Below are 26,031 nucleotides of genomic sequence, written 5' to 3'. Positions count from 1 at the left end.
TTTCCTGCCTGCTGCCGATATGCGCCCGGAGGTCCCGAACGGAGGCACGTCCGCAGGCAGTTTCCGATTTGTTATGTGAGAGCCGTGGTGCCGCTTACAGGACTCGAACCTGTGACCCCCGCATTACGAATGCGATGCTCTACCAACTGAGCTAAAGCGGCACGACGATCGGGCCCTTAACAGCGCCGCCCGTCATGTTCAAGGCCGGCGAACCGAAAGTCGCAGGGTCGGCCGACGGCGGCGGGCCGCCGCTTTACCTTTCGTAAAGGACGATCGGTGCAGACATCGGGCTGTTTCGGCACCGGATTCGCGCCGGCGCCCATGGGGACGGCTGATGGAAGATTTTCGTGGTTTCGGCAGCAGCGCCACGGCGTGGGATTCGATCGGGGACTTCCCGGTGTCGGACGAACCCTGCATGGAATTGCCGCCGGTCATCGGCGCCGAGGAGCGGCGCATGCATGTCCGCGCCTATGATCGCTGGGTGTCGCTGCTCGGCGGCCAGCAATTTCCCGCGATCACCGATCTCGATGCCTCGACGCTGGGCGAATTCGGTCCGTTCAGCGTGCTGCTCGACTTCACCGGCAGTTCGATCGCGACGCCCGACGACGCCGCGGTGATGTTCGTCGGCCGCGCGCTGCGCGAGGAAGGCGGACTCGATCTGGTGCCGACGATCGCCGACGTCCCCGATCATTCGGTGCTGTCGCGGCTCACCCCCCATTTCGCCGAGGTCCAGGCCAATCGCGCGCCGGTGGGTTTCGAGGCCGAATTCATCAACCGCAAGGGCGAACTCACCCTGTATCGCGGCATATTGATGCCGTTCTCGTCCGACGGCGTCGCGATCGACTATATTCACGGGGTGATCAGCTGGAAGCTGGCGGCCGACAGCGGCCTTCCCGCCGACATCGTCGCCGCGGTCACCACCGCCTTCGCCGGCCCCGCCCAGCCGGCGCCGGCCAGCAACTGGATCGAGGATGTGCTCGCCGCCCCGACCGACGATACCCCCGACTTCACCGCGCTGATCGCCGCGGCCCGCGCATCGGCGCACGACGCCCATGACAATGAGGCGCGCACCCACATCGCGCTCTACCAGACGATCTCGATCGCGCATGAGATCGCGATCGCGGCCGACCGTGCGCCCGAGATCTTCGCCGCGATCATCGCCGAGGCCGGGCTGACCGTCCAGGCGCGCGCGCCGATGACCCCGATCGTCAAGCTGGTGTTCGGCGCCGATTACGATCGCAAGCGGCTGACCGAATTCGCCGCGGTGCTGACCCATGCGAAGCGCCTCTGCATCGCCGGCGGGATGGTCGCCGACTGGCTCGCGCAGTTCCCCGGCGGGATCAAGGCGGTGGTCGCGGCCGAGCGCCGCGAGCAGCGTCCGGCGCTCAAACTCGACCGGGTCGACGTCGCGAAGGCGCGGCTGCGCGCCGCCCCCGCCTGCGCGACGATCGCCCTCGACGGCGTCGAACAGGAGTTCGTCCTGCTCGTCGGCCGCCGCGAAGCCGACGGCCGGGTCGCGGTGCTTTCCCCCTTTACCGCCGAACCCCGGCTGCTCGAGACCGCCCTGCGCGGGATCGCGCGAAATTGAAGGTGCGCGGAATCGCGCGAAACTGAGGGCATGCGGGATCGCGCGAAACTGAAGGTGCGCGGGATCACGCGCTGATAATATTGCCCGAACCCCGGCCTCGGCCGGAATAAACGGACAGCCATCGGCGCCATGGCCGACGATCGTTGCGAAATCGCCTTCGCCGACCGGCGCTTCTTGTCCCCGTAACAAGGCGGGTCCATATGCCCGCGACATCAGCACCATCTGCCCCATCATTTTCCAGAACCGAGGCAGGGTGCGCAGGAGTGGATAGACATGGACGCCCCAACCATGACCAAGGCCGTTGATTCCGCCGATTTCGAGGGCGTCTTCGCCCAGGCGCTCGAACGCGGCGCACTGCCCGGCGAGACCGACGGGCTGACCGAAACCGATCGCGCCGCCGCCGCCGAATTCCTGGCGCTGACCGCGGCCCGGCGCCCCGCCGGCAAGGCGGTGGTCGCGGTGCGCAGCGCCGGCACCGATTCGACCTCGCCGCGCCGGTCGACCCGCATCGCGATCGTCAACGACGACATGCCCTTCCTGGTCGATTCGGTCGCGGGCGTGCTGGCCGCGCAGGGCATCGAGGTGCAGCGGCTGCTCCATCCGGTGATCGCGGTCCGCCGCGACGAACAGGGCCATCTCGCCGAGGTCCGCCTCGACGGCGGCGCCGGCGAGCGCCGCGAATCGCTGATCTATCTCGAGGCCGACCGGGTTGACGCGCGGGCGCGCCAGGCGCTGGTGAGCGAGATCGAGGCGACGCTGGGCGACGTCCGCGCCGCGGTGCGCGACTGGCCGCAGATGCAGATCAGCCTGCGCAACGATTCCGAACGGCTGCCCGACGGCGAGGGCTCGGCCCTCCTGCGCTGGTTCCTCGACGGCAATTTCACCCTGCTCGGCCATTGCGTCACCGATCGCGACGGAACCTCGGCGGCGACGCTGGGCATGCTGCGCATGCCGGGCCACGCCTTGTGGAGCCCCGAAGCGCACGCCGCCGCGATCGCCTGGTTCGAACATGGCGGCACCGCGCCGCTGATGGTCAAGGCCGACGCGATCGCCACCGTCCATCGCCGCGCCCCGCTCGACATGATCATCGTGCCGCTGCGCGACGGCAAGGAGGTCGTCGGCCTGTCGATCCATGTCGGGCTGTGGACCAGCGCGGCGATGCGCGCGACCTCGGAGGAAGTACCGGTGCTGCGCGCGCGGCTCGGCGCGCTCGAGCACAAGCTCGGCTTCGATCCGAAGGGCCATGCCGGCAAGGCGCTGCGCCATGCGCTGTCCGACCTGCCGCATGACCTGCTCACCACCCTGCCCGCCGAACGGATCGAGCAGCTGGTGCTGACCGCGATGTCGCTCGCCGACCGCCCGCGCCCGCGGCTCGAGCTGCTCGCCTCGGCGCTCGACCGCCATCTGTTCGCGTTCGTCTGGCTGCCGCGCGATCTGCTCACCACCGCGCGACGGATCGCGATCGGCGAGATGCTCGCCGCCGCATCGGGCGCGACCCTGGTCAACTGGGCGCTCCAGCTCGGCGAGGGCGACGTCGCCCAGATCCGCTATATGTTCGACCTGCCGTCGGGGGCCGCCCTGCCCGACACCGCCCCGCTCGACGCGCGCCTCCAGGAAATGCTGCGCGGCTGGGAGCCCGCGGTCGAGGCACGACTCGCCGAACTGGTGCCGGCGCGCCGTTCGGCGCGGCTGGCGATCGACTATGCCGGGCTGTTCCCGCCCGCCTATCGCACCCATTCGACCCCGGCCGATGCCGCGGTCGACATCGTCCGCCTGACCGGCCTGTCGGGCGACGACGCGCGCGGGGTCCGCCTCTATCGCCACCCCGAGGACGGCGCCGACCGGCTGCGGCTCAACATCTACCGGCTCGGCGCGCTGATCCCGCTGTCCGAGGCGGTGCCGGTGCTCGAGAATTTCGGCTTCCGCGTGCTCGAGGAGATCCCGACCCCGCTCGAAGGCGGCAAGACCGGCTATATCCACGAATTCAGGGTTTCGCTGCGCGATGCCGAAACCGCCGACGCGGTGCTGGCCCGCGCCGACATCGCCGAAGCCGCGATCGCCGCGACCCTCGAGGGCCAGGCGGAGAACGACCAGTTCAATTCGCTGATCGTCGCGGTCGGGCTGTCGCCCGAGGACAGCCTGCTGTTCCGCGCCTGGTTCCGCTATCTGCGCCAGACCGGCTTCGCTTATGGCCTGGCCACCGCGGTCGAGGCGCTCGCCAAGGCGCCCGACGTCGCGCGCGCGATCATCGCCTATTTCCGCGCGCTCCACGATCCGGCCAACCATGACGATGGCGCGGCCGATCGCTGCAATGCCGAGATCGAGGCCGGGCTGAAGCTGGTGACCGCGATCGACGACGATCGCATGCTGCGCCGCTTCCGCGCGGTGGTGCGGTCGACGCTGCGCACCAACGCCTTTTCGCCGGCATCGCGCGAGGCGCTGGCATTCAAGATCGATTCGAGCGGGATTCCGGGGCTCCCCGCGCCGCTGCCCTGGCGTGAGGTCTGGGTCTATTCGCCGCGGGTCGAGGGCATCCATCTGCGCGGCGGCCCGATCGCCCGCGGCGGGCTTCGCTGGTCCGACCGGCGCGACGATTTCCGCACCGAGATCCTCGGCCTGATGAAGGCGCAGGTCGTCAAGAATGCGGTGATCGTGCCGACCGGCGCCAAGGGCGGCTTCTATCCCAAGCAGCTGCCGCCGGCATCGGATCGCGACGCCTGGATCGCCGAGGGCACCGAAAGCTATCGCATCTTCATCCGCGCGCTGCTGTCGGTCACCGACAATATCGAGGGCGGCAAGGTCGTCCATCCCGCGAAGGTCAAGGTCCGCGACGGCGAGGATCCCTATTTCGTGGTCGCCGCCGACAAGGGCACCGCGACCTTCTCCGACGTCGCCAATGCGATCGCGGTCGAACGCGGCTTCTGGCTGGGCGACGCCTTCGCGTCGGGCGGCAGCCATGGCTACGACCATAAGGCGATGGGCATCACCGCCCGCGGCGCCTGGGTTTCGGTCCAGCGCCACTTCGCCGAAATGGGCGTCGACGTGCAGAAGGACGAGATCCGTGTCGTCGGCTGCGGCGACATGTCGGGCGACGTGTTCGGCAACGGCATGCTGCTGTCGAAATCGCTGCGGCTGGTCGCGGCGTTCGACCATCGCCATTTCTTCCTCGACCCCGATCCCGATCCCGCGAAGAGCCATGCCGAGCGGGTGCGGATGTTCGCGCTGCCGCGGTCGAGCTGGGCCGATTACAATGCCGAGCTGATCTCCGAAGGCGGCGGCATCATCCCGCGCGACCAGAAGGAGATCGCGATCACCCCGCAGGTCAAGGACGCGCTCGGCATCGCCGAGGATGTGCTCGATCCGTCGGCGCTGATCGCCGCGATCCTCAAGGCCAAGGTCGACCTGCTGTGGTTCGGCGGCATCGGCACCTATGTGAAGGCGGCGCGCGAAACCAATGCCGAGGTCGGCGACCGCGCCAACGAGGCGCACCGTATCGACGGCGAGGATGTCGGCGCGCGGGTGATCGGCGAGGGCGCCAATCTGGGCGTGACCCAGGCGGGGCGCATCGCCTTCGCCGGCAAGGGCGGCCGCATCAACACCGACTTCATCGACAATTCGGCGGGCGTCGATTGTTCGGATAACGAGGTCAACATCAAGATCGCGCTCAACCGCGAGATGCTCGAAGGCCGGCTGGCGTTCGACGCGCGCAACGACCTGCTCGCGCGGATGACCACCGACGTCGCCCATCTGGTGCTCGAGGACAACCGCCTCCAGACGCTCGCATTGTCGCTCGCCGAACGCGGCGGCGCCGATGCGCTGCCGTCGCAGCTCCGGGTGATCGAGATCCTCGAAGCCGGCGGCCGGCTCAACCGCGCGGTCGAGGGGCTCGACAGCAACGAGACGCTGCTGCGCCGCGCCCAGGACAATCGCGGCCTCACCCGGCCCGAACTGGCGGTGGTGCTGTCGCACGGCAAGCTGTCGCTGCAGGCGGCGATCGAGGCGAGCGACCGTGCCACCGACCCGCTGCTGACGCCGCTGCTCCATGCCGCCTTCCCGCAGGCGATGCAGGCCGAGTTCGCCGGCGCGATCGACGCGCACCGGCTGCGCGGCGAGCTGATCGCGACCAAGATGGCCAACCGCGTGATCAACCGGCTGGGCCTGGTCGCGCCGTTCGAGATGGCCGAGGAAGAAGGCGTTGCGCTCGCGCAGGTCGCCGCCGCTTACTTCACCGTCGACACCCTGCTCGACCTCGAGGCGCTGTTCACGCGCATCGAGCAGGCGGCGATCGCCGAACAGCCGCGCCTGACCCTGTTCGAAACGCTCGCCGAGGTCGCGCGCGCGCATGTCGCCGACCTGGTGCGCAGCGTGCCCGGCGACACCGACATGGCGGCCGTCGTGCAGATGCTCAAACCCGGCCTCGCCCGGCTCGACGATGCCCGCTCGGAACTGCTCAAGACCGAAGCGCGCCAGCAATCGGCGCGTCTGCGGGCGCGGATCGAGACCGAAGGCGCCGATCCCGAACTGATCGACGCGGTCGCGCGGCTCGCCGAACTCGACGGCGCGATCGGCACCGCGGCGCTGGCCAGCGATCTGTCGGTCGACGAACTGGCGGTCACCCGCGCCTATGTCGCGCTGGGCGAAGCGCTGGGACTCGACTGGGCGAAGGCCGAGGCGGGCCGCTTCCGCAGCGTCGATCCGTGGGAAAGGCTGCTGGTCGCCGGGCTCGCGCGCGAGTTCGGCCAGCTCCGGCTCGACTTCCTCGGCAGGGCCGGAAAGAAGGCGCCCGGCGATGCGGTCCAGGCGTGGCTCGACGCCAATCCGGCGCGCGTCGAACAGTTCCGGCAACTGGTCGCCCGCGCGCGCACGTCGGCCAGTCCGACCGCAGCGATGCTGGCCCAGATCGCCAGCCAGGCCCGCAGCATGCTGATGCGGTAAAAAGCATCTTTCTTTTGATAATGATTTGCAAAAACCGATTGCGAAGGCGGGGGGTTCTTTTTAAGGGCTGACGGTCATATTGCCCGGAAGTCCTAGCCAAACATGCCTCCCGCCCAGCGCCCCGAAGCCATCGTCCAGACGCGGCGTGGATTCTGGCTCAAACATCTGACCCGCTGGCACTGGATCAGTTCGGCGATCAGCCTGATCGGGCTGATCCTGTTTTCGATCACCGGCATCACCCTGAACCACGCCGCCGACATCGACGCGACGACGACGACGGTCGACAAGACCGCCACCCTGCCCGCCGCGCTGATGGCGCCGTTCAAGGCCGAGGTCGCCGACGGCACCAAGGCGCCGCTGCCCGAACCCGCGCGCGCCTGGGCCGCCGACCATATCGGGGTGCAACTGCCGAAGAGCGACGCCGAATGGTCGTCCGACGAGGTCTATCTGGCGCTGCCCCGCCCCGGCGGCGACGCCTGGCTGTCGGTCGACCGCGAAACCGGCGAGATCAGCTACGAAAAGACCGACCGCGGCTGGATCGCCTGGCTGAACGACCTCCACAAGGGGCGCAACACCGGCGGCGCATGGCGCTGGTTCCTCGACATCTTCGCGGGCGCCGCACTGGTCTTTTCGACCACGGGTCTGTTCCTGCTGCAGCTCCACGGCCGCCGGCGCCCGGCGACCTGGCCGCTGGTCGGCCTCGGGCTGCTGATTCCCGTGCTGCTTATCCTGTTGTTCCTCCACTGATCGGAAAGACACTTATGCGCCTCTCCTACAGCCTCGCCCTGACCGGTCTGGTCGCCGCTCCGGCGATGGCCGCCAAGATCGACCTGACCGTCACCATTCCGCAGCTCAAGGTCGCCGAATATCACAAGCCCTATGTGGCGATCTTCATCGATCAGCCCGGCGGCACCACCCCCGCCAAGTCGCTGGCGGTGTGGTACGATCAGGGCAAGCGCAACAATGCCGGCACCAAGTGGGTCAACGAGATGCGCGGCTGGTGGCGCAAGTCGGGCCGCTCGCTGAAGCTGCCCGCCGACGGCATCAGCGGCGCGACCCGCGCGCCCGGGCCGGCGAAGATCACCCTCGACACCGGCGCGCTCGCCCCCGGCAAATATGACCTGGTGGTCGAAGCCGCCCGCGAAGGCGGCGGCCGCGAGCTGGTCAAGCTGCCGATCACGATCCCGGCCAAGGGCGCGCAGACGGTCAAGGCCAGCGGCGAGACCGAGCTCGGCGCGATCGTCGCGACCATCCAGTCCTGATCGCGGCGCAGGGAGACAGCCATGCATAGGCCCCGCCTTTTCGCCGGCATCGCCGCTTCGGTGCTTTTCCTCGCCCCGGTCGCGCTGCCGGCGGCGCATCCGTGGATCCTGCCGTCGTTCACCGTGCTGGGCGGCGAGGATGCGTGGGCGACGTTCGACACCGCCGCGTCGGACAATCTGTTCATCCCCGATCACCAGCCGATGCGGCTCGACAATCTGAAGATCTGGGCGCCCGACGGCAGCGAGGCGAAGCCCGAAAATGCGTCGACCGGCCGTTTCCGCAGCAGCTTCGACCTGCATCTGACCCAGCAGGGCACCTACAAGATCGCCAATGGCATGGCGATGGTGATGGGTGGCTATATGCAGGGCGGCGAGCAGAAGCGGCTGCCGCGCGGCACCACCGCCGATACGATCGCGACCGCGATCCCGGCCGACGCGACCGAGGTCAAGATCAGCGAGATGTCGTCGCGGATCGAGACCTTCGTCACTCTGGGCGCGCCGAACGACAAGGTGCTCAAGGCGACCGGCCAGGGCCTCGAGATGGAGCCGGTGACCCATCCGGCCGATCTCGTCGCCGACGAGCCCGCGAAGCTGCGCTTCCTGATCGACGGCAAGCCTGCCGCCGGCCTGGCGGTCACGCTGCTTTCGGGCGGTACCCGCTATCGCAACGTCGCCGGCGAGATCGTGCTCAAGACCGACAAGGACGGCGTCGTCACGATCAAATGGCCCGCCGCCGGCATGTACTGGGTCAACGCCACCGCCAGCGACGCCAAGACCAGCATCCCGCGCGCGACCGAGCGACGAATGAACTACTCGGCCACGCTCGAGGTGCCCGCACCCTGATCGACAGCCCCGCGATCGAAGGCCCTGTCGTGCCGGACGCCGAACCTCATGTGCTGATTCCCGATCCGATCGACCCGTCGGTCTTCGCCGATCATCTGCCGCTGGCGATGATCGCGGAGATCGGCGGTGCGACGATGGGCACCCGCTGGTCGGCGCGCCTGGCGCTGCGCGACGCCGGCCAGACCGTCGCGCTGCAGGCGGCGTTCGAACGTGGCCTGGCCGAGATCGTCGCCGAGATGAGCACCTGGGAACCGGCCTCGCTGATCTGCCGGTTCAACCGCGCGCCCGCGGGCTCCTGGTTCACGCTGCCGCCGATGATGTTCGCGGTGCTCGATCGGGCGCTGACCATCGCCGCCGAAAGCGACGGCGCGTTCGATCCGACGACGGGCGGGCTGGTCGATATCTGGGGGTTCGGACCCAGGCCGTTCGCGGCGGCCCCCGACGATGCCGCGATCGCCGCGCTGCTGCCGCGGATCGGCTGGCAGCGGATCATGATCGACCGCGACGCGCGCCGCGCCTGCCAGCCGGGCGGGGTCGATCTCGATTTTTCGGGTATCGCCAAGGGGTTCGCGGTCGACCGCCTCGTCGCGATCGCGCGCGACCAGGGCGTGCACAATTGCCTGATCGAGATCGGCGGCGAACTGCGCGGCGCCGGGGTTCGGCCCGACGGGCAGCCCTGGTGGGTCGATATCGAGCCGCCGCCGGGTTTCGAAACCGAAATGGTGCGGATTGCGCTTTCCGGATTGTGCGTTGCGACATCGGGTGATTATCGTCGCTTTCACGCTATCGAGGGACGTCGTCATGGCCACACTATCGATCCGCGGACGGGCCGACCGAGCGACAGCCGAATCGTTTCCGCCACGGTCATCGCCGACGACTGCATGAGCGCCGATGCCTATGCGACCGCTTTGACCGTCCTCGGCGCCGATGCCGGCCTCGTCAGGGCCAACGCGCTGGGGCTGGCCGCGATCCTGGTCGTCGCCGACGAGCATGGCGGCGGCGAGACGCTGTTTTCCGCGCGCGCGCGCGGGATGCTCGCCTGATGAGCGACTATGACATGGAAACCTGGGCGCTGGCGGGACTGGCGGTCTCGCTCTGGCTCGCGCTCACCCTGACCGTCTATATACGCTACCGGATGCGCCAGCGGCCGGCGACGCTGGCCGGCGATGCCGCCGCGGGGCCGCCGGTGCTGATCCTGTGGGCCAGCCAGACCGGGATCGCCGAGCAACTGGCGAACCGCACCGCACAGAGCCTGCGCAACGCCGGGGTCGCGGTGACGATCGCGCCGCTGGCGCGTGCCGACGACGTGCTGTTCCGGGACATCAAGGGTGCGCTGTTCATCGCCAGCACCACCGGCGAAGGCGACGCCCCCGACGGGGCCGATCTGTTCCTGAAGCGCGAGCTGCCGTCGATCGCCGGCGTCAGCTATGCGCTGCTCGCGCTCGGCGACAGCAGCTACGAACATTTTTGCGGCTTCGGCCATCGGCTCGACCGCCACCTCCGGGTGCTGGGCGCAGCCCCTTTGCTCGACCCGATCGAAGTCGACAATGGCGACGCCGGCGCGCTGCGCCACTGGCAGCAGGTATTGCCGTTGATGGGCGCCGCGCGCGATCTCGCCGACTGGACGCCGCCCGATTACACGCCCTGGCGCCTGGCCGGTCGCGAACTGATCAACGCCGGCAGCGCGGGAAGCCCGGTCTATCATATCCGGCTGGAGCCCGAGGGCGAGCTGCCGGGCTGGGAACCCGGCGCGATCGTCGAGATCTACCCCGCGCCCGCCGAGGAGGTCCTCGGCGACGAAGCGATCGGCGCGGCAGCCGCCCCGCCGCACCCGCACCGTGAATATTCGATCGCCTCGATCCCGCCGGACGGCGGCGCCGAACTGGTGGTCCGGCTGCGCGAGCTCGGCGATGGCGGATTCGGGCTGGGATCGGGCTGGCTGTGCCGGACCGCGCCGCAGGGCGCGCGGATCGCGATGCGCATCCGCGAGAATAAAGGCTTCGCGCCGCCGCCGCATCCGATGCCGATGATCATGATCGGCAACGGATCGGGCATCGCCGGACTGCGATCGCATATCAAGGCACGGCCCGCCGACACCCGCAACTGGCTGATCTTCGGCGAACGCAACAGCGCCTATGACAGCCTGATGGGTGCCGAGATTGCCGACTGGATCGCCACCGGCCATCTCGAGCGCTGCGACCTGGTCTTCTCGCGCGACGGCGAACGCACCCGCTATGTCCGCCATGCGCTCGCCGAGGCGCACGACCAGGTGATGGACTGGGTGCTCGCCGGCTGCGCGATCTATGTCTGCGGCAGCCTCAAGGGCATGGCCGGCGACGTCGACGAGGAGCTGGTGACGATCCTCGGCCGCGACGTCGTCGATGCGATGATCGCCGATGGCCGCTATCGCCGCGACGTTTATTGATCGATCATATCGGTCGCGGCGGATAGCCCGTCGAGCGCGCGCCGGAACAGCCACACCCGGATCGCGCTGGCGAGATTCGGCATGTCGGGATCCTCGACCCGCGCGGCATCGATCCGCGCCACCAGGGCGTTGATCGGCACCGCATCGGCGACCGCCGCACGGGCGAGGGCATCCCAGAAGATCGGTTCGAGCGTGATCGACGTCGCGTGGCCCGCGACGTTGACCGATCGCTTGACGGGTCCCGCCATGCGGGCGCCCGTCAATACATGTGCTGGCCGCCGTTGATCGACAGCGTCGAACCGGTGACGAAGCCCGCCTCCTCGCCGCACAGGAAGACGACGCCGCGCGCGATCTCGTGCGCCTGGCCCAGCCGCCCGACCGGAACCTTGGCGACGATCTTCGCGAGCACGTCCTGCGGCACCGCGGCGACCATGTCGGTGTCGATATAGCCCGGCGCGATCGCGTTGACGGTGACCCCGGCCTTGGCGCCTTCCTGGGCGAGCGCCTTGGTGAAGCCATGGATGCCCGATTTGGCGGCGGCATAGTTGACCTGGCCATATTGGCCCGCCTGGCCGTTGATAGAACCGATGTTGACGATCCGGCCCCACTGGCGCGCGCGCATGCCCGCGAAGGTCGCCTTGGCCATGTTGAAGCAGCCGCCCAGATTGGTGTCCATCACGTCCTTCCAATCCTGATAGCTCATCTTCAGGATGGTGCCGTCGCGGGTGATGCCGGCATTGTTGATGACGATATCGATCGGACCACCGAGATCGGCCTCGACCTGTTCGACCCCGCGATGGCAGGCATCGAAGTCCGAAACATCCCATTTATAGCTGCGGATGCCGGTACGGTCGGTGAATTCCCTGGCCTTGTCGTCGTTGCCACCATAGTTGGCGGCGACCACGATCCCCTTTTCCGCGAGCGCGAGGCTGATCGCCTCACCGATGCCGCGGGTTCCACCGGTAACGATTGCGACGCGTGCCATTCATCTTCTCCCGATCTGCACAGGCAGGTTAAGCGGGCGTTGCCCAGCCTTCAAGTTCGCGAACCAACAGTTTTTCGAGCATGGCGATTCCGGCATCGCTGTCGTTGAGACAGGCGAGATAGGCGAAACGCTCGCCACCGGCCGAGAGGAAATCGGCGCGGCCGCGGATCGCAAGTTCCTCGAGCGTCTCGATACAGTCCGCCGAGAAACCCGGCGCCACCACCGCCACCCGGCGATGGCCGGCCCTTGCCAGTTCGACGAGCCTGGCGTCGGTCGCCGGCTCGAGCCAGCGCGCCGTGCCGAAGCGCGACTGGAAGGTGACGGTCAGCTCGCGGCCGAGCGCGGCCGACAGCGCCCGCGCGGTCGCCTGGCACTGGTCGTGATAGGGGTCGCCGAGATCGCGGGTCCGCTGCGGCATGCCGTGGAAACTCGCGACGATGATCTCGGGCTCGAAATCGAGCGCGGCCAGTTCGGCCTCGATCCGCATCCTGAGCGCGGCGATATAGGCGGGATCGTCATAATAAGGTGGCAGGGTGCGGATGGCAGGCTGCCAGCGCATCGCCGCCAGCGCCGCGAAACCGGCGTCGTTCACGCTCGCGGTCGTCGCCCCGCAATATTGCGGGTAGAGCGGCGCGACGAGGATACGGTCGCACCCCGCCGCCTTCATCGCCGCGATCCGATCCGCGAGCGCGGGATTGCCGTAGCGCATCGCGAAATCGACGACGACCCCGTCGCCGAACAACGTCGCGAAGCGCGCCGCGACCGCGGCCGTCTGGCGGCGGGTGATCGCGGCGAGTGGCGATCCGTCGTCGGTCCACACCTGGGCATAGGCATGCGCCGATTTTTTCGGGCGGCTGTTGAGGATGATGCCGCGCAGGATCGGCTGCCAGAGCAGCGGCGGGATTTCGACCACCCGGCGATCCGACAGGAATTCGCCGAGATAGCGCTTCACCGCCGCCGGCGTCGGCGCGTCGGGTGTCCCGAGATTGACGAGCAGCACGCCGATCCTCGGCGCCGCGGGGGCTGGGCTCATGCGTCGCTGAGCCTGAGCGGCAGGTTGCGCAGCCTCTTGCCGGTCGCCGCGAAGATCGCATTGGCGACCGCGGGCGCGACCGGGGGAACCGCGATTTCGCCGGCACCGCCGGGGGCGAGATCGTTCTCGATGATCTGGATCCGGATTTCGGGCGTGTCCGACAGCATCGGCAGGCCGAGGCCGTCGAATCCGGTCGCCACCACCTCGCCATTGCGGATCTCGATCGGTTCGCCGAGCGCGTTCGACAGGCCGAAGACGATCCCGCCTTCGATCTGCTGCCGCAATATGTCGGGATGGATCACCCGGCCGACATCGGCGACCGCGGTGATCGCGGTGACCCTGAGCTGGTCGCCGTCGAGCTGGACCTCGGCCATCATCGCGACATGGCTGCCGAAACAGCTATGGACGGCAAGCCCCTGCCCCACCCCCGGCTCCCCGCCCTGCCAGCCGCCGAGCGTGGCCGCGATCGACAGACAGCGTGCCAGCCGCGGCGCGGCACCGAGCGCCTGCATGCGGAAGGAGAGCGGATCGAGCCCGGCCTGCAGCGCCAGTTCGTCGATGAAGCTTTCGGTGAAGAAGGCGGTGTAGCTGTTCGCGACCGAGCGCCAGGCGCCGGTGCCGACCCCGATCGACGCCGCGGCATGATCGACGCTGAGCGCGGCGATCGCATAAGGCGGGGTCGCCCCCTCGACCGCGCCGGCTTCGGGCGAAGCGTCGCCGGCGGGCTTGCCCTGCAGTCGCGCGAGCGTCTCGGCGCCCGTCGCCGGGGCCGCGATCGCCACCGACCAGGCGGCGATCGACGCTGCCTTGCCGACGCGGCCCCTCAACCGCGCGATCGCCGGCGGGCGGAAGCGGCTATGCTGGATGTCCTCGCGCCGCGGCCAGACGAGCTGCACCGGCCGCTTCATCTTGCGGGCGATGATCGCCGCCTCGCACGCCGCATCGACCTCGACCTTGCGACCGAAGCCGCCACCGACCAGGGTCGGATAGATGGTGACGAGATGGTCGGACATCGCCAGCGTCCGCGCCACCGCGGCGCGGCACAGCGGCGCCGACTGGGTCGGTACCCAGATCTCCAGCCGGTCGCCGGTGAAGCGGGCGGTGGCGGTCAGCGTCTCCATCGGCGCCTGCGCCAGCATCGGCACCGAATAGCTGGCGCTGAGCACGCCCGCCCCCTGCAGCGCCGTATCGGGATCGCCCCGCTCGACGAAACGCTTGGCATCGCCACCGGCCAGCGCCCGGTTCAAGGCCTGGCGAATGCTGCGGTTGTCGGGGCGCGGGCCCGCGGTATCGAAGTCGGTCGCGAGCTTCTGCAGGCCCTGGTCGGCGGCCCACCAGTTGGTCGCGACCACCGCGACCCAACCCGGATTGGTGACGACCCCCATCACCCCCGGCACCGCATCGGCGTCGGCAAAGGTCATCTTCGCCGGATGGGCGCCGCCATAAGGACCATGGGCGATCGACGCATAGACCATCTCGGGCAGGCGGACATCGGCGCCGAACTGCGCCGAACCATCGACCTTCGACGGCAGGTCGAGCCGCGGCACCGATTTGCCGACCAGGGTCCGCGCCGCGGCGGGCTTCAACGCCAAAGGCGATGGCGGCTCGCGCTTCGCGGCGGCTTCCGCGAGTTCGCCGAAGCGGATGCGGTCATTGCCATGGGTGACGAACCCCGCCTCGGTATCGCACGCCAGCCAGTCGACATTCCACCGTGCCGCGGCGGCACTGCACAACAGCGCCCGCGCCGCGGCGCCCGCCTCGCGCAACCGCTGCTCGAACGCCCGGATCGACGAGGACCCGCCCGTCAGGGTGAGATTCATCCGCATCGCGACCTCATGCGCGGCCCAGTGGCCGACACCCTGCAGAAAATCGGGAAGCCTGCCGTCGACCATTTCGTCGGCGAGCGCGAAATTGGCGTAGAGCGGATTGATCGGTGCGGGTTCGACCGCGACCGTGCGCCAGTCGGCGCCGAGTTCGTCGGCGAGGATCTGCGGTAACGACGTATAGACGCCCTGCCCCATTTCGGCCTGCGGCACCGCCACCGTGACATGGCCGTCGGCGCCGATCTTCAGAAAGGCGTTGAAGATGGTCTCACCGGGAGCCGCGACCAGATTGGGAGCGTAAGTGCGCGGCCAGATCGCCCAGCCGAGCAACAGGCCCACCCCCGCACCGCCACCGATCAGCAGGCTGCGGCGCGTGACTCCACGCCGCATATCGCCGCGCTTCGCCTCTTCTGTGTCGACCCGGCCGTGCATGGCGCCATGATAGGGGGCGGGCGCGCGAGATGCCAGTGCAGCATTGCCCTGTCGTGGCGCCGCATCGACACGACGAAGCGTGCAATATCGGCGGCAGGACACGCGCAATGTTGACACATGGCGGCGAAGGAGTCCGATGTTGCGCCGATAGCTAGGCATGCGCGCTAGGGGCGAACGGGTGCCGAAGACGATCAGGCTGGATGGATATGTCGAACAGGGGCCGGCCTTCGCTTTCCGCGGTTTCGCGGACGGCAATCCGATCACCGTCGAACTCGACATCAGCGCCGTGATGAAGCTGGCCGGCAGGCAGGTCGGCACCGAGGTGCGGCCCGCGATCCAAGCCGCGCACGACGTGATCGAGGCAGCCGTCGCGCGCCTGTTCGAGCAGGGTCATGCAACCGTCTCCCACGGTGGCGGGCCGTCGCGCATCCTGTTGTCCGCGATCGATCTGGATTGAATTGGGACAGTCGTTTCGGACCCGATCCGCCACCCGGCGCGTTACATGATCCATGTTAGCGATCGACCGGCGACGCTCCCCCTATGACGCGAACGGCGAGCGAGCATGTCACCGGCTCGCGCCCTGCGCGGAGAATATGATGGGTGACCAAGACGTTCACCAGGAAATGCTGGTTGCCAAACTCGCCTCGCGCGCATTGCTGGACGATGACGATCGCGCCGCGATCCGGGCGTTGCCGTGCCAGGGCAAGACCGTCGATCCCGCCACCTATCTGGTGCGCGAAGGGAGCGAACCGCAACGCTGCCAGTTCATCCTGTCGGGTTATGCCTATCGCCAGAAGCTGACCCGCGAAGGATCGCGCCAGATCGTCGCGCTGATGATCCCGGGCGATTTCGTCGACCTGCAGCAGATGTTCCTGCGCCGGTCGGATCATAATGTGCAGGCGCTGACCCGGCTCCATTATATCGAGATACCGATCGTCGCGCTGCGCAAGCTCGCGACCACCCGCCCCAACGCCTCGCGCGCGCTGTGGGTCGACGCGCTGGTCGACGCATCGATCTTCCGCGAATGGATCGTGAGCATCGGTCGCCGCGACGCCCGCGAACGGGTCAGCCATCTTCTGTGCGAATTCGCGGTGCGCGCGCGTGTCGCCGGTATCGCCTTCGAAGGCGATTGCGCCTTGCCGATGACCCAGGAGCAGCTCGGTGATGCGCTCGGGCTCACCCCGGTCCATGTCAACCGGGTGCTCAAGGCGCTGGCCGCCGACGGCTTCATCGAACGCAACCGGCGGCAGATCACGATCCTCGACTGGAACGGGCTGCGCAACGTCGCCGATTTCAACGACCGCTATCTTCATCTCGACCAGGCGGCGCCCGAATAGAACCCCGATCCGTCGGCGGTCGCCGGGTAGCACGGCTTAGCGCCGCACGAGATTTGCTCGCTTGGCGCCGCCGTTGCGCTGCCTCACGACGCTGCAGCCACCATCGGGGATCTGCGCCCATGCCATCGACCACCAGCCTCGTCGCCTTCGCCCTCGTCTCGCTCGGCATGGTGCTGACCCCGGGACCGAACATGATCTATCTGGTGTCGCGATCGATCTGCCAGGGGCGCAAGGCCGGACTGATCTCGCTGGGCGGCGTCGCGGCGGCGTTCATCGTCTATATGCTGTGCGCGGCGTTCGGGATCACCGCGCTCCTGCTGGCAGTGCCGTTCGCCTATGACGCGCTGCGCTTCGGCGGTGCGCTCTATCTGTTGTGGCTGGCCTGGCAGGCGATACGCCCCGGCGGCCGTTCGCCCTTCCAGGTCCGCGACCTGCCGGTCGATCGTCCGCGCAAATTGTTCGCGATGGGATTCGTGACCAATATGCTCAACCCCAAGGCGGCGGTGGTCTACATGTCGCTGCTGCCGCAGTTCATCGATCCGAAGCATGGCGCGATCCTCGGCCAGCTGATCCTGCTCGGGTCGACCCAGATCGCGATCAGCGTCACCGTCAACGCGCTGATCGCGCTGTCCGCGGGCAGCATCGCCGGCTTTCTCGGCACTCGCCCCGGCTGGGCGACGGCCCAGCGCTGGCTGATGGCGACGGTGCTCGGTGGATTGGCCCTCCGCATGGCGACCGAAGCGCGACGTTAGGCGGTTCGCCCCGTTCGGCACGTCGTCGGTGCCAAAACGGGGTAGGCGCGGCGACCGCCTTTCGCTATCGCGCCGGGCATGACCGAATCCGCTCGCCCCACCTCGTCCATCACGCCCGCGATCGTCGCCGAACATGGGCTCTCGCCGGAAGAATATCAGCGCGTGCTCCAGGCGCTGGGCCGCGAGCCCAATCTGACCGAGCTCGGCATCTTCTCGGTGATGTGGTCCGAGCATTGCAGCTATAAGTCGAGCCGCCTCCATCTGAAGAAACTGCCGACCACCGGCCCCCAGGTGATCTGCGGCCCCGGCGAGAATGCCGGCGTCGTCGACATCGGCGACGGCCAGGCCGCGATCTTCAAGATGGAGAGCCACAACCACCCCTCCTATATCGAGCCCTATCAGGGTGCGGCGACCGGGGTCGGCGGCATCCTGCGCGACGTGTTCACGATGGGCGCGCGGCCGGTCGCCAATATGAACGCGCTGCGCTTCGGCCGGCCCGACCATCCCAAGATGCGGCACCTGATCGCCGGCGTCGTCCATGGCATCGGCGGTTATGGCAATTGCGTCGGCGTGCCGACCGTGGGCGGCGAGGTCAATTTCCACCCCGCCTATGACGGCAATATCCTGGTCAACGCGATGACCGTCGGCGTCGCCGACACCGACAAGATCTTCTATTCGGCGGCGTCGGGCATCGGCAATCCGATCGTCTATGTCGGGTCGAAGACCGGCCGCGACGGCATCCACGGCGCGACGATGGCGAGCGCCGACTTCTCCGAGGATTCGGAGGAGAAGCGCCCGACCGTCCAAGTCGGCGACCCGTTCACCGAAAAGCTGCTGATCGAGGCCTGCCTCGAACTGATGGCGTCGGACGCGATCGTCGCGATCCAGGACATGGGCGCCGCGGGTCTCACCTCCTCCTCGGTCGAAATGGCCTCGAAGGGCGGGGTCGGCATCGAACTCGACATGAACGCCGTCCCCTGCCGCGAAACCGGCATGACCCCCTATGAGATGATGCTGTCCGAAAGCCAGGAGCGCATGCTCATGGTGCTCAAGCCGGGGCGCGAGGGCGAGGCCGAAGCGATTTTCCACAAATGGGAACTCGATTTCGCGGTGATCGGTCATGTCACCGACACCGGCCGGATGGTACTCACATTCGACGGCGAGATCGTCTGCGACATCCCGCTGGGGCCGCTGGCCGACGACGCGCCGCTCTACGACCGCCCCTGGGTCGCGACCCCGCCGCGCAAGCCGCTCGGCGCGGTGCCGCCCAAGGGGTCGATCGGCGAGAATCTGCTGACGCTGATGGCATCCCCCGACCTCGCCAGCCGGCGCTGGATCTGGGAACAATATGACCACATGGTCGGCGCCGACACCCTGCAGCGGCCGGGCGGTGACGCCGCGGTCGTCCGCGTCCATGGTTCGCGCAAGGGGATCGCGATCTCGACCGACTGCACCCCGCGCTATGTCTTCGCCGATCCGGTGCAGGGCGGGCGCCAGGCGATCGCCGAATGCTGGCGCAACCTGATCTCGGTCGGCGCCAGGCCGCTGGCCACGACCGACTGCATGAATTTCGGCAACCCGCAGCGGCCCGAGATCATGGGCCAGTTCGTCGGCGCGATCGAGGGCATGGCCGAGGCGTGCCGCGCGCTCGACTTCCCGATCGTGTCGGGCAATGTCTCGCTCTACAACGAGACCAAGAATGACGACGGATCGGGCAGCGCGATCCTGCCGACCCCGGCGATCGGCGGCATCGGTCTGCTCGACGATGTCGACCGCATGGCGACGATCGCGTTCAAGGCCGTCGGCGAGCACATCGTCCTGATCGGCGACGACGAGGGCCATCTCGGCCAGTCGCTGTGGCTGCGCCACGTCGCCGGCCGCGAGGAGGGACCGCCGCCGCCGGTCGATCTCGATGCCGAACGCCGCAACGGCGAGTTCGTCCGCGGCCTGATTCTCGACGGACAGGTCAGCGCGGTTCATGACATATCCGATGGCGGGATGCTCGTCGCCGTCGCCGAGATGGCGCTGGCCGGCGGCATCGGCGCCGAGATCGGCGATCCCAGCCACAGCAGGGCCTTTGGCGAGGACCAGGCACGCTATGTCGTCACCACCGCCAATTCCGACGCGGTGATGGCGGCCGCGTTGACCGCGGGCATTTTCGCCTGCCGGCTCGGCGTGACCGGGGGCGACAAGATCGCAGGCGTGACGCTGGCCGAGCTGCGCAGCGCCCATGAGGGCTTCTTCCCGGGCCTGATGGGCGGCGAAATTCCGGGCTGATCGCGCCGATCAGCCCATGGCGGCGCGGCTGATCCGCTGCGCCGTCAACTGCTCGACCTCGATCGGCCCATCGAAGGCGACGCCGAAGCGCGCCTCGTCCACCCAGCGGATCGTGCCGTCGACCCGGCCGCCGTCGCCGAATTCGAGCATGATCCGGGTGCCGTTGGCCAGGCCGCCAGGCCCTTCGATCATCGCCCCCGTGCGCGACAGATTGCGCACCCGGCCCGTCACGATACCCCCGGCGCTGCGGATGGTCACCGACCGCAGCACCGCCACCCGCGGTTCGCGGCTGACCAGCAGGCCCGGCATCGCCAGTTTACCCGATCCCGCGACCCGCGCACGCGCATCGTCGGGCAGCATCGGCTTGCCGAAGATATAACCCTGGATGTGGCTGCAGCCGAGCGAGCGGATCAGCGCCAACTCTTCGGGCGTCTCGGCGCCTTCCGCGGTGGTCTCCATGTCCAGGCTGTCGGCCAGGGTGACGATCGCGCGTACGATCGCCGCATTGCGACTGCCCGGAACCGCGGCCCCGCGCACGAAGCTCTGGTCGATCTTGATCTTGTCGAAGGGCGCCTTCTTCAGATAGCCGAGCGAGGAATAGCCCGTGCCGAAATCGTCGAGCGCGAAGCGCACGCCGATCGCCTTCAGCCGGGCGAACATCGCGTCGGTCGCATCGCCATCGTTGAGGAACACGCCCTCGGTGATCTCCAGTTCGAGCCGCTGCGGCGGCAACTGGGCGGCAGCCAGCGCGCTGACGACGATGCCGGGCAGTGCCGGGCTGGCGAACTGGCTCGGCGAGACGTTGACCGCGACGCGGACATGGTCGGGCCAATGCGCGGCCTCGAGACAGGCGGTGCGCAGCACCCACTCGCCGATCTGTGCGATCAGCCCGATCTCCTCGGCCACCGGGATGAACGATGCCGGCGACACCAGCCCCCGGGTCGGGTGGTTCCATCGCACCAGCGCCTCGAAACCGACGATCTCCTCGCTGTGCGCATTGACCACAGGCTGATAGACGAGGTGCAGCCCATTGTCGGACATGACGTTGCGCAGATCCATTTCGAGCAGCCGCCGGTCCTTGGCGCTGGTATGCATCTCGGGCTCGTAGAAGCGATGGACGCCCTTGCCGTCGGCCTTGGCCGCGTAAAGCGCGAGGTCGGCGTTGCGGAACAGCGCGTCGGCGGTCGCGCCGTCATCGGGCGAGATCGCGATGCCGATCGACGCGCCGATCGAGATGTTCGCGCCCTCGATCACATAGGGGCGCGACACCTGCTGGATCACCGCCTCGGCCAGGACCGTCAGCCGCGCATGGTCGAATATCCCGGGCAGCACGATCTTGAACTCGTCGCCGCCCTGCCGCCCGACCTGCCCGTCATTCTGGATCACGCGGGTGAGGCGCTCGGCGACCTGGCGCAGCAGCATGTCCCCGACCGGATGGCCGAGCGTGTCGTTGACCATCTTGAACCGGTCGAGATCGAGCAGGAACAAAGCGGTTCGCTTCGGCTTGCCGGCGATGTCGCGCAGCGATTCGTCGAGGGTGCGGCGCATGAGGATGCGATTGGGCAGGCCTGTCAGCGCGTCGTAGCTCGCGAGACGCTTCACCTCCTGTTCCGATCGGCGCATCTCGGTCAGATCGGTGCCCGATCCGCGAAAGCCGAGGAAATTGCCATATTCGTCGAACGCCGGCCGCCCCGATAGCGACCACCAGCGGACATCGCTGCCGCTCGCCGCGCGTACCGCGATCTCGGCGAAGGCGAGACGGGTCGACAGATGGAAGCCGAGCGTCCGCTCGCCCTGCGCCAGCGGATCGCCGCCGTCATGGAGCACAAGATCGGTCATCGCCGTGCCGAGCAGATCCTCGACCGGCCGGCCGATCGCCGCCGCCAGCTGCGCGGAGATATAGGTCAGGCATCCTCGCGCATCGGTCTCCCAGAACCAGCCGCGCCGATTCTCCTCGAACTCGCGCAGCAGGACGGACGCCTTCAGCGCCGACGAGGCCGTGGCGAGCCAACGGCGCGAGGCAAGATAGGAGCGTTCGGACACGCCGCCGAGCGCGATGACCGCCAGGCCGAACATCGGCAGCAGCATCACCGCCGACGCCCATGGCCCGATCGCGACCATCGCCGCGATCGCCATCGCCGACCACATCGCCAAGGCCGCCAGCGGCACCGGGACGAAGGCCATGCCGGCCAGCGCGAACAGGCCGAAATGCGCGATGACGACGATCGGCCACAAGGACGACGCCATGTCCCCCTTGAAACCGGCGAGCCAGACCGACCAGCCGATCCCTTGCAGCAGCCCGACGATCGCGACCAGAAATTGCGTCCGTTCGGGCGGGCGCCCGCGATGCAGGCGTAACGCCATCGAGATCCGGAACGCTCCGCCCGCCGCCAGCATCAGCAACAACGGTCCGACGATCATCCAGAAGGCGCGGGTTCCCGGCGCCGGCGCGCGGACCATCGCGATCCCCGCCGCCGCCGCGAGTTCGGCCAGCATCAGGATCGGCAGCACGTCGCTGGTCATACGGACGCGGTTCGCCACCGACTGGGTGTCATGCGCCGGACCGGACGGAAGCAGACCACGCACGAAGCGGAAACCGCGATCGCCGCCTTCGGCCACCGCGCTGTCCACCATATTGGCCGCCCGTCCCCTTACCCGCCGCATGCCGGCGTGACTCCCGTTACCCGCTATCGAGTCGGAAGCCTTAACCGACGCTACTTAATTTGGTTTGAACTTCGCCGTCGATGACGCTGGCGCGGATCAGCCAGCGCTCTTCCCCCTCGAGCCCGAGCGCGGTGAGGGTACCGCTGCGATAGGCTCCCGTATCGATGCCCATGCGATTGGCCTGGACGTCGGGTTCGGCGGAAATCGAGTGGCCGTGGACGACGAACGCGCCATGATCCCCACGATAATCGAGAAAATCGCCCCTTATCCACCGCATGTCCTGCGGATCCTGGGCGGAAAGCGCGACGCCGGGGCGGATGCCTGCATGCACGAACAAATAATCGCCGAAGCGGATATTGTCGTCGAGCGCTTCGAGAAAGCGCCGGTGCCGATCGGGAATATGCTGCTGGAGCAGATCGACCGGCGGAATGTCGTCACCGAGCATCGCGACCGGGACGCCGTAACTTGCAAGCGTCTCGTAACCGCCGAACTTCAGCCAGAGATTTTCCGACCGATCGGCAGCCGGATCGAGCGCCCGCAGCATCGCCTCTTCATGGTTCCCCATGAGACAGTGGAATGTCGCAAAACCCGGCGGTGCGCTGATCATGAACTCGAGCGTCTCGGCCGAATAGGGCCCGCGATCGACGAGATCGCCCAGCAGGACGACATGCGTATCGGCGGGATGGCGCGCAGCGGTGTCGGTCCGGATATGGGCGAGCAGCGGCAGCAGCAGGTCTAGCCGGCCATGAATGTCACCGATCGCATAGACACGCTGGCCCACGGGAATATGCGGCCGCAGGGCATCGGCACGCCGCGCCGTCAACGTGTTCATCCGTTGCAGCCAGTTGCGATCGCCGATCCGGCCGATCGAATTATCCTGTGAATCATTCAACGCCTGTCACGCCTCCCAGCGTGCCCGGAATATGGGGCCGCACGTCGCCGATGGCAATCGAGCCCGGCATTTCCCGGGCACGCGGCATAGGTCGCCACTGTCCGATTCGTTAGGGCGAGGTTCATCTGCTGCAGCCCAGGCGATTTCGCAGATCCGGCGCCTCGGGAACAACCCCCATTCCACCGGGTTGCGCATCTACCTGTTGAACCGATCCGCCGGCGCCGCCATAGAGACGAAAATTTATGATGGACGCTTCCACATCCTCCCCCGTTCGCGTCGCCACGACCGGCAGGGGGCAATCCGCCCTTCGGCACCTGCGCCGGCTGGTCCGTGCCTGGCTTCTCGATTGGAAAGCGGGAACCCGCGTCGGCGAAAAGGAAGTGGCGCTCAAGCCCTTTTCCTTCTGGCCGAATCATCGCAGCAGGCTTTCCGGCGAAGGCGGCGACCAGGACGCGCTGGTCGCTGGCTATGCCTTCCATACCGAATATGTCCCATCGACCGGCGGGCGGCTTCGCTTCACGCTGCAGTTCGATGGATTGCGTGCCACGCGAGGCAAGCTGTTGCTTCACGTCAACATACTGGATTCGCGCGACAACGCCGCCAAGCCGCGGATCAAGGAATATTCGCTGGCGAAACTCGCGGCGGACGGCGGACGCATCGATATAACCCAGCTCGGCTTGTCGGGTTACAACTATGCCCTGCTGGGTCTGCTGTCGGCCGACGCCGATGCGCGGGCCGATCGAATCAGCATCTTCGCGCGGGGCGGCGACAGCGAAGAGGCGATGAAACGCCGCCTCGACGATGCCCGTCGCGATTTTCTGGCGGCGCCGGGCGAAGGGAAGCTGGCGGATCTGATCGTCGATCGTCAGGCGACCATGGCGCATCCGATCTCGCAGATGTGCACCGCGCATCAGATGGCGGAGCCCGAATATGCCGAAATGTGCGCGCGCATGGGCACGGTGCCGGGCCGCCACCGCAAGCAATGGGAATTCGCGTTCATCCTGCGCACGCTCCAATATCATGGCGCATGGCGCGACGGGGCACGGGGATTGGGGTTCGGGGTCGGAATCGAGCCGCTTTCGTCGGTGTTCGCGGCATCGGGCTGCACGATCGTCGCAACCGATCTCGAGGCGACCGACGCGCGCGCCCAGGTCTGGGACGATACCGACCAGCTTGGATCGACATTGGCGCAGATCCATTATCCCGACCTGTGCAGCGAGGCCGACTTTCACGAACGGGTCTCGTTCCGGCCCGTCGACATGAACGCCATCCCCGACGATCTCAGGGACTTTGATTTCACCTGGTCGTCCTGCGCCTACGAGCATCTCGGTTCGATCAAGGCAGGGCTCGATTTCTTCGAAAACTCGCTGGCCTGCCTCAAGCCGGGCGGCATTGCCGTGCATACCACCGAACTCAATCTCAGCTCCAACGAGGGGACCCTCGACAACAGCGGCACCGTGCTTTTCCGGCGGCGCGACTTCGAGGCGCTGGCGCTCCGTCTGGCCGAACAGGGGCATGACGTCATGCCGATCACCTTCGACAGCGGCGACACCGAGCTCGACCGGTTCATCGACCTCCCGCCCTATTCGGCCGATTCGCATCTGAAACTTGCGCTGTTGCGCTGGGTATCGACATCGTTCGGACTGGTGGTTCGCAAAAAATAGCGGCAGGGATTTCGCTGCAGCGCGCTATTGCAAGAATTGCACGCCAGTATATGGTGAAGCTCTAACCCGGGGGGGTGCGTACGGTGTGTCGCCTGTTCGGAGTTTTGGAATGATCGCCACCCAACCCCTTGTCTCCGCTAAGATTTCCAATGAGGACATACTTGATCGGGGACGTTCCGTCATTGAGGCGGAGCGTGACGCGCTGACCGCGCTGACCGCGGCGCTCGACGAAAATTTTGCAATTGCGGTGCGCCTGCTGGCGGCGACGACCGGCCGGGTGATTATCACCGGCATGGGTAAATCGGGCCATATCGGCCGCAAGATCATGGCCACGCTGTGCGCGACCGGTACCGCAGCCACCTTCGTCCATCCCGCCGAAGCCTCTCATGGCGATCTCGGCATGATCAAGCGCGGCGATACCGTGCTGATGCTGTCGAATTCGGGGGTGACGACCGAATTGCGCGCGGTGATGCAGCATTGCCGCAATCTTGGCGTTCGGATCATCGGTGTGGCGTCGCGGATGGACTCGCCGGTGATGCAGCATTGCGAGGTTCCGCTGTTGATCCCGGTCGTACAGGAAGCCTGTTCGGCCAATATCGCACCGACCACATCGACGGTGATGATGCTCGCGCTCGGCGATGCCCTCGCCCTCGCCCTGATGGATCTGCGGGGAATTTCACGTGCCAGCCTGAAGGAGCTTCATCCCGGCGGCACCATCGGCCTCCGTCTGATGACCGTCGGCGAGATGATGCATGGCGGCGATCGCATGCCGCTGGTCGACAGCGACGCGCCGATGCGCGACGTCATCATGACGATGACCTCGATGGGCTTCGGCGTCGCCGGCGTGCGCAACGATCGCGGCCGGCTGGTGGGGATCATCACCGACGGCGATCTGCGGCGTCATATCGGCGACCTGCTCGACCAGATCGCCAGCGCGGTCATGACCCCCAATCCCAAGACCGTTCCCGCCGACATGCTGGCCGAAGATGCGCTGATGTTCCTCAACGACGCGCAGATCACGACGGTCTTCGTCATGGACGATCACGAGTCCGGCAAGCCGGTCGGAATCGTCCATATGCATGATTTCGTCAGGTTCGGCCTGAGCTCCTGATCCCCGCG

19 protein-coding genes and 1 tRNA gene are annotated in these 26,031 nt (G+C 67.7%); 13 read left to right on the top strand and 7 right to left on the bottom strand.

What is annotated here, in order from left to right; translation table 11 throughout:
• Positions 1-85: 85 nt before the first annotated feature.
• Positions 86-161 (bottom strand) — tRNA-Thr (locus AC1RM6_RS23225).
• 173 nt (positions 162-334) lie between these two features.
• Between AC1RM6_RS23225 and AC1RM6_RS23220 the strand changes: the two genes are divergently transcribed.
• The 7 genes from AC1RM6_RS23220 (at position 335) to AC1RM6_RS23190 (ending at position 11,053) form a co-directional block, all read left to right on the top strand.
• Positions 335-1,588 carry a PAS domain-containing protein gene (locus AC1RM6_RS23220; RefSeq protein ID WP_493105621.1) on the top strand — a complete coding sequence of 418 codons (1,254 nt, stop codon included), beginning with the start codon at positions 335-337 and terminating at the stop codon, positions 1,586-1,588.
• A gap of 273 nt (positions 1,589-1,861) precedes the next feature.
• On the top strand, positions 1,862-6,523 hold the full coding sequence (locus AC1RM6_RS23215) for an NAD-glutamate dehydrogenase (RefSeq protein ID WP_493105619.1): 4,662 nt from the start codon (positions 1,862-1,864) through the stop codon (positions 6,521-6,523).
• A 102-nt stretch (positions 6,524-6,625) separates the two neighbouring features.
• Positions 6,626-7,270, top strand: a complete 645-nt coding sequence (locus AC1RM6_RS23210) for a PepSY-associated TM helix domain-containing protein (RefSeq protein WP_493105617.1) — start codon at positions 6,626-6,628, stop codon at positions 7,268-7,270.
• Between the two features lie 14 nt (positions 7,271-7,284).
• A complete protein-coding gene (locus tag AC1RM6_RS23205; RefSeq protein WP_493105615.1) occupies positions 7,285-7,785 on the top strand; it encodes a DUF2271 domain-containing protein in 501 nt (166 codons plus the stop codon).
• A gap of 21 nt (positions 7,786-7,806) precedes the next feature.
• Positions 7,807-8,628, top strand: coding sequence for a DUF4198 domain-containing protein (locus tag AC1RM6_RS23200; RefSeq protein ID WP_493105613.1), 822 nt, complete (start codon positions 7,807-7,809; stop codon positions 8,626-8,628).
• Positions 8,629-8,657: 29 nt separating this feature from the next.
• Positions 8,658-9,671 carry an FAD:protein FMN transferase gene (locus AC1RM6_RS23195; RefSeq protein WP_493105611.1) on the top strand — a complete coding sequence of 338 codons (1,014 nt, stop codon included), beginning with the start codon at positions 8,658-8,660 and terminating at the stop codon, positions 9,669-9,671.
• Positions 9,671-11,053, top strand: a complete 1,383-nt coding sequence (locus AC1RM6_RS23190) for a sulfite reductase subunit alpha (RefSeq protein WP_493105609.1) — start codon at positions 9,671-9,673, stop codon at positions 11,051-11,053. The genes AC1RM6_RS23195 and AC1RM6_RS23190 overlap by 1 nt, the downstream gene beginning before the upstream one ends.
• On the opposite strand, the gene AC1RM6_RS23185 is transcribed toward AC1RM6_RS23190, so the two are convergent.
• From AC1RM6_RS23185 to AC1RM6_RS23170, 4 genes are read right to left on the bottom strand one after another with little or no spacing between them, the layout of a single operon-like run.
• A complete protein-coding gene (locus tag AC1RM6_RS23185) occupies positions 11,047-11,301 on the bottom strand; it encodes a ribbon-helix-helix domain-containing protein (protein WP_493105607.1) in 255 nt (84 codons plus the stop codon). The genes AC1RM6_RS23190 and AC1RM6_RS23185 overlap by 7 nt on opposite strands.
• Before the next feature lie 11 nt (positions 11,302-11,312).
• Positions 11,313-12,038 carry an acetoacetyl-CoA reductase gene (phbB, locus tag AC1RM6_RS23180; RefSeq protein WP_493105605.1) on the bottom strand — a complete coding sequence of 242 codons (726 nt, stop codon included), beginning with the start codon at positions 12,036-12,038 and terminating at the stop codon, positions 11,313-11,315.
• Between the two features lie 28 nt (positions 12,039-12,066).
• Entirely contained in the window at positions 12,067-13,071 is a 1,005-nt protein-coding gene (gene hemH / locus AC1RM6_RS23175; protein WP_493105603.1) for a ferrochelatase, read from the bottom strand.
• On the bottom strand, positions 13,068-15,284 hold the full coding sequence (locus AC1RM6_RS23170) for a xanthine dehydrogenase family protein molybdopterin-binding subunit (RefSeq protein ID WP_493105601.1): 2,217 nt from the start codon (positions 15,282-15,284) through the stop codon (positions 13,068-13,070). The genes hemH and AC1RM6_RS23170 overlap by 4 nt, the downstream gene beginning before the upstream one ends.
• Positions 15,285-15,504: 220 nt before the next feature.
• Between AC1RM6_RS23170 and AC1RM6_RS23165 the strand changes: the two genes are divergently transcribed.
• The 4 genes from AC1RM6_RS23165 to purL all read left to right on the top strand — a co-directional run bounded on the left by AC1RM6_RS23165 (position 15,505) and on the right by purL (position 19,692).
• The gene (locus AC1RM6_RS23165) at positions 15,505-15,783 is read left to right on the top strand and encodes a hypothetical protein (protein ID WP_493105599.1); all 279 of its coding nucleotides are present in this window, start codon (positions 15,505-15,507) and stop codon (positions 15,781-15,783) included.
• A gap of 139 nt (positions 15,784-15,922) precedes the next feature.
• Positions 15,923-16,663: a Crp/Fnr family transcriptional regulator gene (locus tag AC1RM6_RS23160; protein ID WP_493105597.1), complete on the top strand. Its 741-nt coding sequence runs from the start codon at positions 15,923-15,925 to the stop codon at positions 16,661-16,663.
• A gap of 119 nt (positions 16,664-16,782) precedes the next feature.
• Positions 16,783-17,415 carry a LysE family translocator gene (locus AC1RM6_RS23155; RefSeq protein WP_493105595.1) on the top strand — a complete coding sequence of 211 codons (633 nt, stop codon included), beginning with the start codon at positions 16,783-16,785 and terminating at the stop codon, positions 17,413-17,415.
• A gap of 78 nt (positions 17,416-17,493) precedes the next feature.
• Positions 17,494-19,692, top strand: a complete 2,199-nt coding sequence (gene purL / locus AC1RM6_RS23150; RefSeq protein ID WP_493105593.1) for a phosphoribosylformylglycinamidine synthase subunit PurL — start codon at positions 17,494-17,496, stop codon at positions 19,690-19,692.
• Positions 19,693-19,701: 9 nt separating this feature from the next.
• Here purL and AC1RM6_RS23145 read toward each other — a convergent pair whose 3' ends face one another.
• On the bottom strand, positions 19,702-22,326 hold the full coding sequence (locus tag AC1RM6_RS23145; RefSeq protein ID WP_493105591.1) for an EAL domain-containing protein: 2,625 nt from the start codon (positions 22,324-22,326) through the stop codon (positions 19,702-19,704).
• A gap of 70 nt (positions 22,327-22,396) precedes the next feature.
• Positions 22,397-23,248: a metallophosphoesterase gene (locus AC1RM6_RS23140; protein ID WP_493105589.1), complete on the bottom strand. Its 852-nt coding sequence runs from the start codon at positions 23,246-23,248 to the stop codon at positions 22,397-22,399.
• Between the two features lie 380 nt (positions 23,249-23,628).
• Between AC1RM6_RS23140 and AC1RM6_RS23135 the strand changes: the two genes are divergently transcribed.
• A complete protein-coding gene (locus AC1RM6_RS23135; protein WP_493105587.1) occupies positions 23,629-24,912 on the top strand; it encodes a class I SAM-dependent methyltransferase in 1,284 nt (427 codons plus the stop codon).
• A complete protein-coding gene (locus AC1RM6_RS23130; protein ID WP_493105585.1) occupies positions 24,857-26,023 on the top strand; it encodes a KpsF/GutQ family sugar-phosphate isomerase in 1,167 nt (388 codons plus the stop codon). Before AC1RM6_RS23135 ends, AC1RM6_RS23130 begins: the two co-directional genes overlap by 56 nt.
• Positions 26,024-26,031 lie beyond the last annotated feature (8 nt).

Source organism: Rhizorhabdus sp. GW822-FHT03C02 (assembly GCF_058801765.1).
The sequence above is the reverse complement of the archived record's forward strand: the minus strand, read 5'-3'. Positions and strand labels throughout refer to the sequence as shown.

Coding starts and splice junctions, on each gene's coding strand:
- AC1RM6_RS23190 (WP_493105609.1), top strand. CDS start 9,671: ATGAGCGACTATGACATGGAAACCTGGGCGCTGGCGGGACTGGCGGTC.
- AC1RM6_RS23145 (WP_493105591.1), bottom strand. CDS start 22,326: ATGGTGGACAGCGCGGTGGCCGAAGGCGGCGATCGCGGTTTCCGCTTC.
- AC1RM6_RS23220 (WP_493105621.1), top strand. CDS start 335: ATGGAAGATTTTCGTGGTTTCGGCAGCAGCGCCACGGCGTGGGATTCG.
- AC1RM6_RS23200 (WP_493105613.1), top strand. CDS start 7,807: ATGCATAGGCCCCGCCTTTTCGCCGGCATCGCCGCTTCGGTGCTTTTC.
- hemH (WP_493105603.1), bottom strand. CDS start 13,071: ATGAGCCCAGCCCCCGCGGCGCCGAGGATCGGCGTGCTGCTCGTCAAT.
- AC1RM6_RS23170 (WP_493105601.1), bottom strand. CDS start 15,284: ATGCGGCGTGGAGTCACGCGCCGCAGCCTGCTGATCGGTGGCGGTGCG.
- AC1RM6_RS23155 (WP_493105595.1), top strand. CDS start 16,783: ATGCCATCGACCACCAGCCTCGTCGCCTTCGCCCTCGTCTCGCTCGGC.
- AC1RM6_RS23185 (WP_493105607.1), bottom strand. CDS start 11,301: ATGGCGGGACCCGTCAAGCGATCGGTCAACGTCGCGGGCCACGCGACG.
- purL (WP_493105593.1), top strand. CDS start 17,494: ATGACCGAATCCGCTCGCCCCACCTCGTCCATCACGCCCGCGATCGTC.
- AC1RM6_RS23210 (WP_493105617.1), top strand. CDS start 6,626: ATGCCTCCCGCCCAGCGCCCCGAAGCCATCGTCCAGACGCGGCGTGGA.
- AC1RM6_RS23205 (WP_493105615.1), top strand. CDS start 7,285: ATGCGCCTCTCCTACAGCCTCGCCCTGACCGGTCTGGTCGCCGCTCCG.
- AC1RM6_RS23160 (WP_493105597.1), top strand. CDS start 15,923: ATGGGTGACCAAGACGTTCACCAGGAAATGCTGGTTGCCAAACTCGCC.
- AC1RM6_RS23215 (WP_493105619.1), top strand. CDS start 1,862: ATGGACGCCCCAACCATGACCAAGGCCGTTGATTCCGCCGATTTCGAG.
- phbB (WP_493105605.1), bottom strand. CDS start 12,038: ATGGCACGCGTCGCAATCGTTACCGGTGGAACCCGCGGCATCGGTGAG.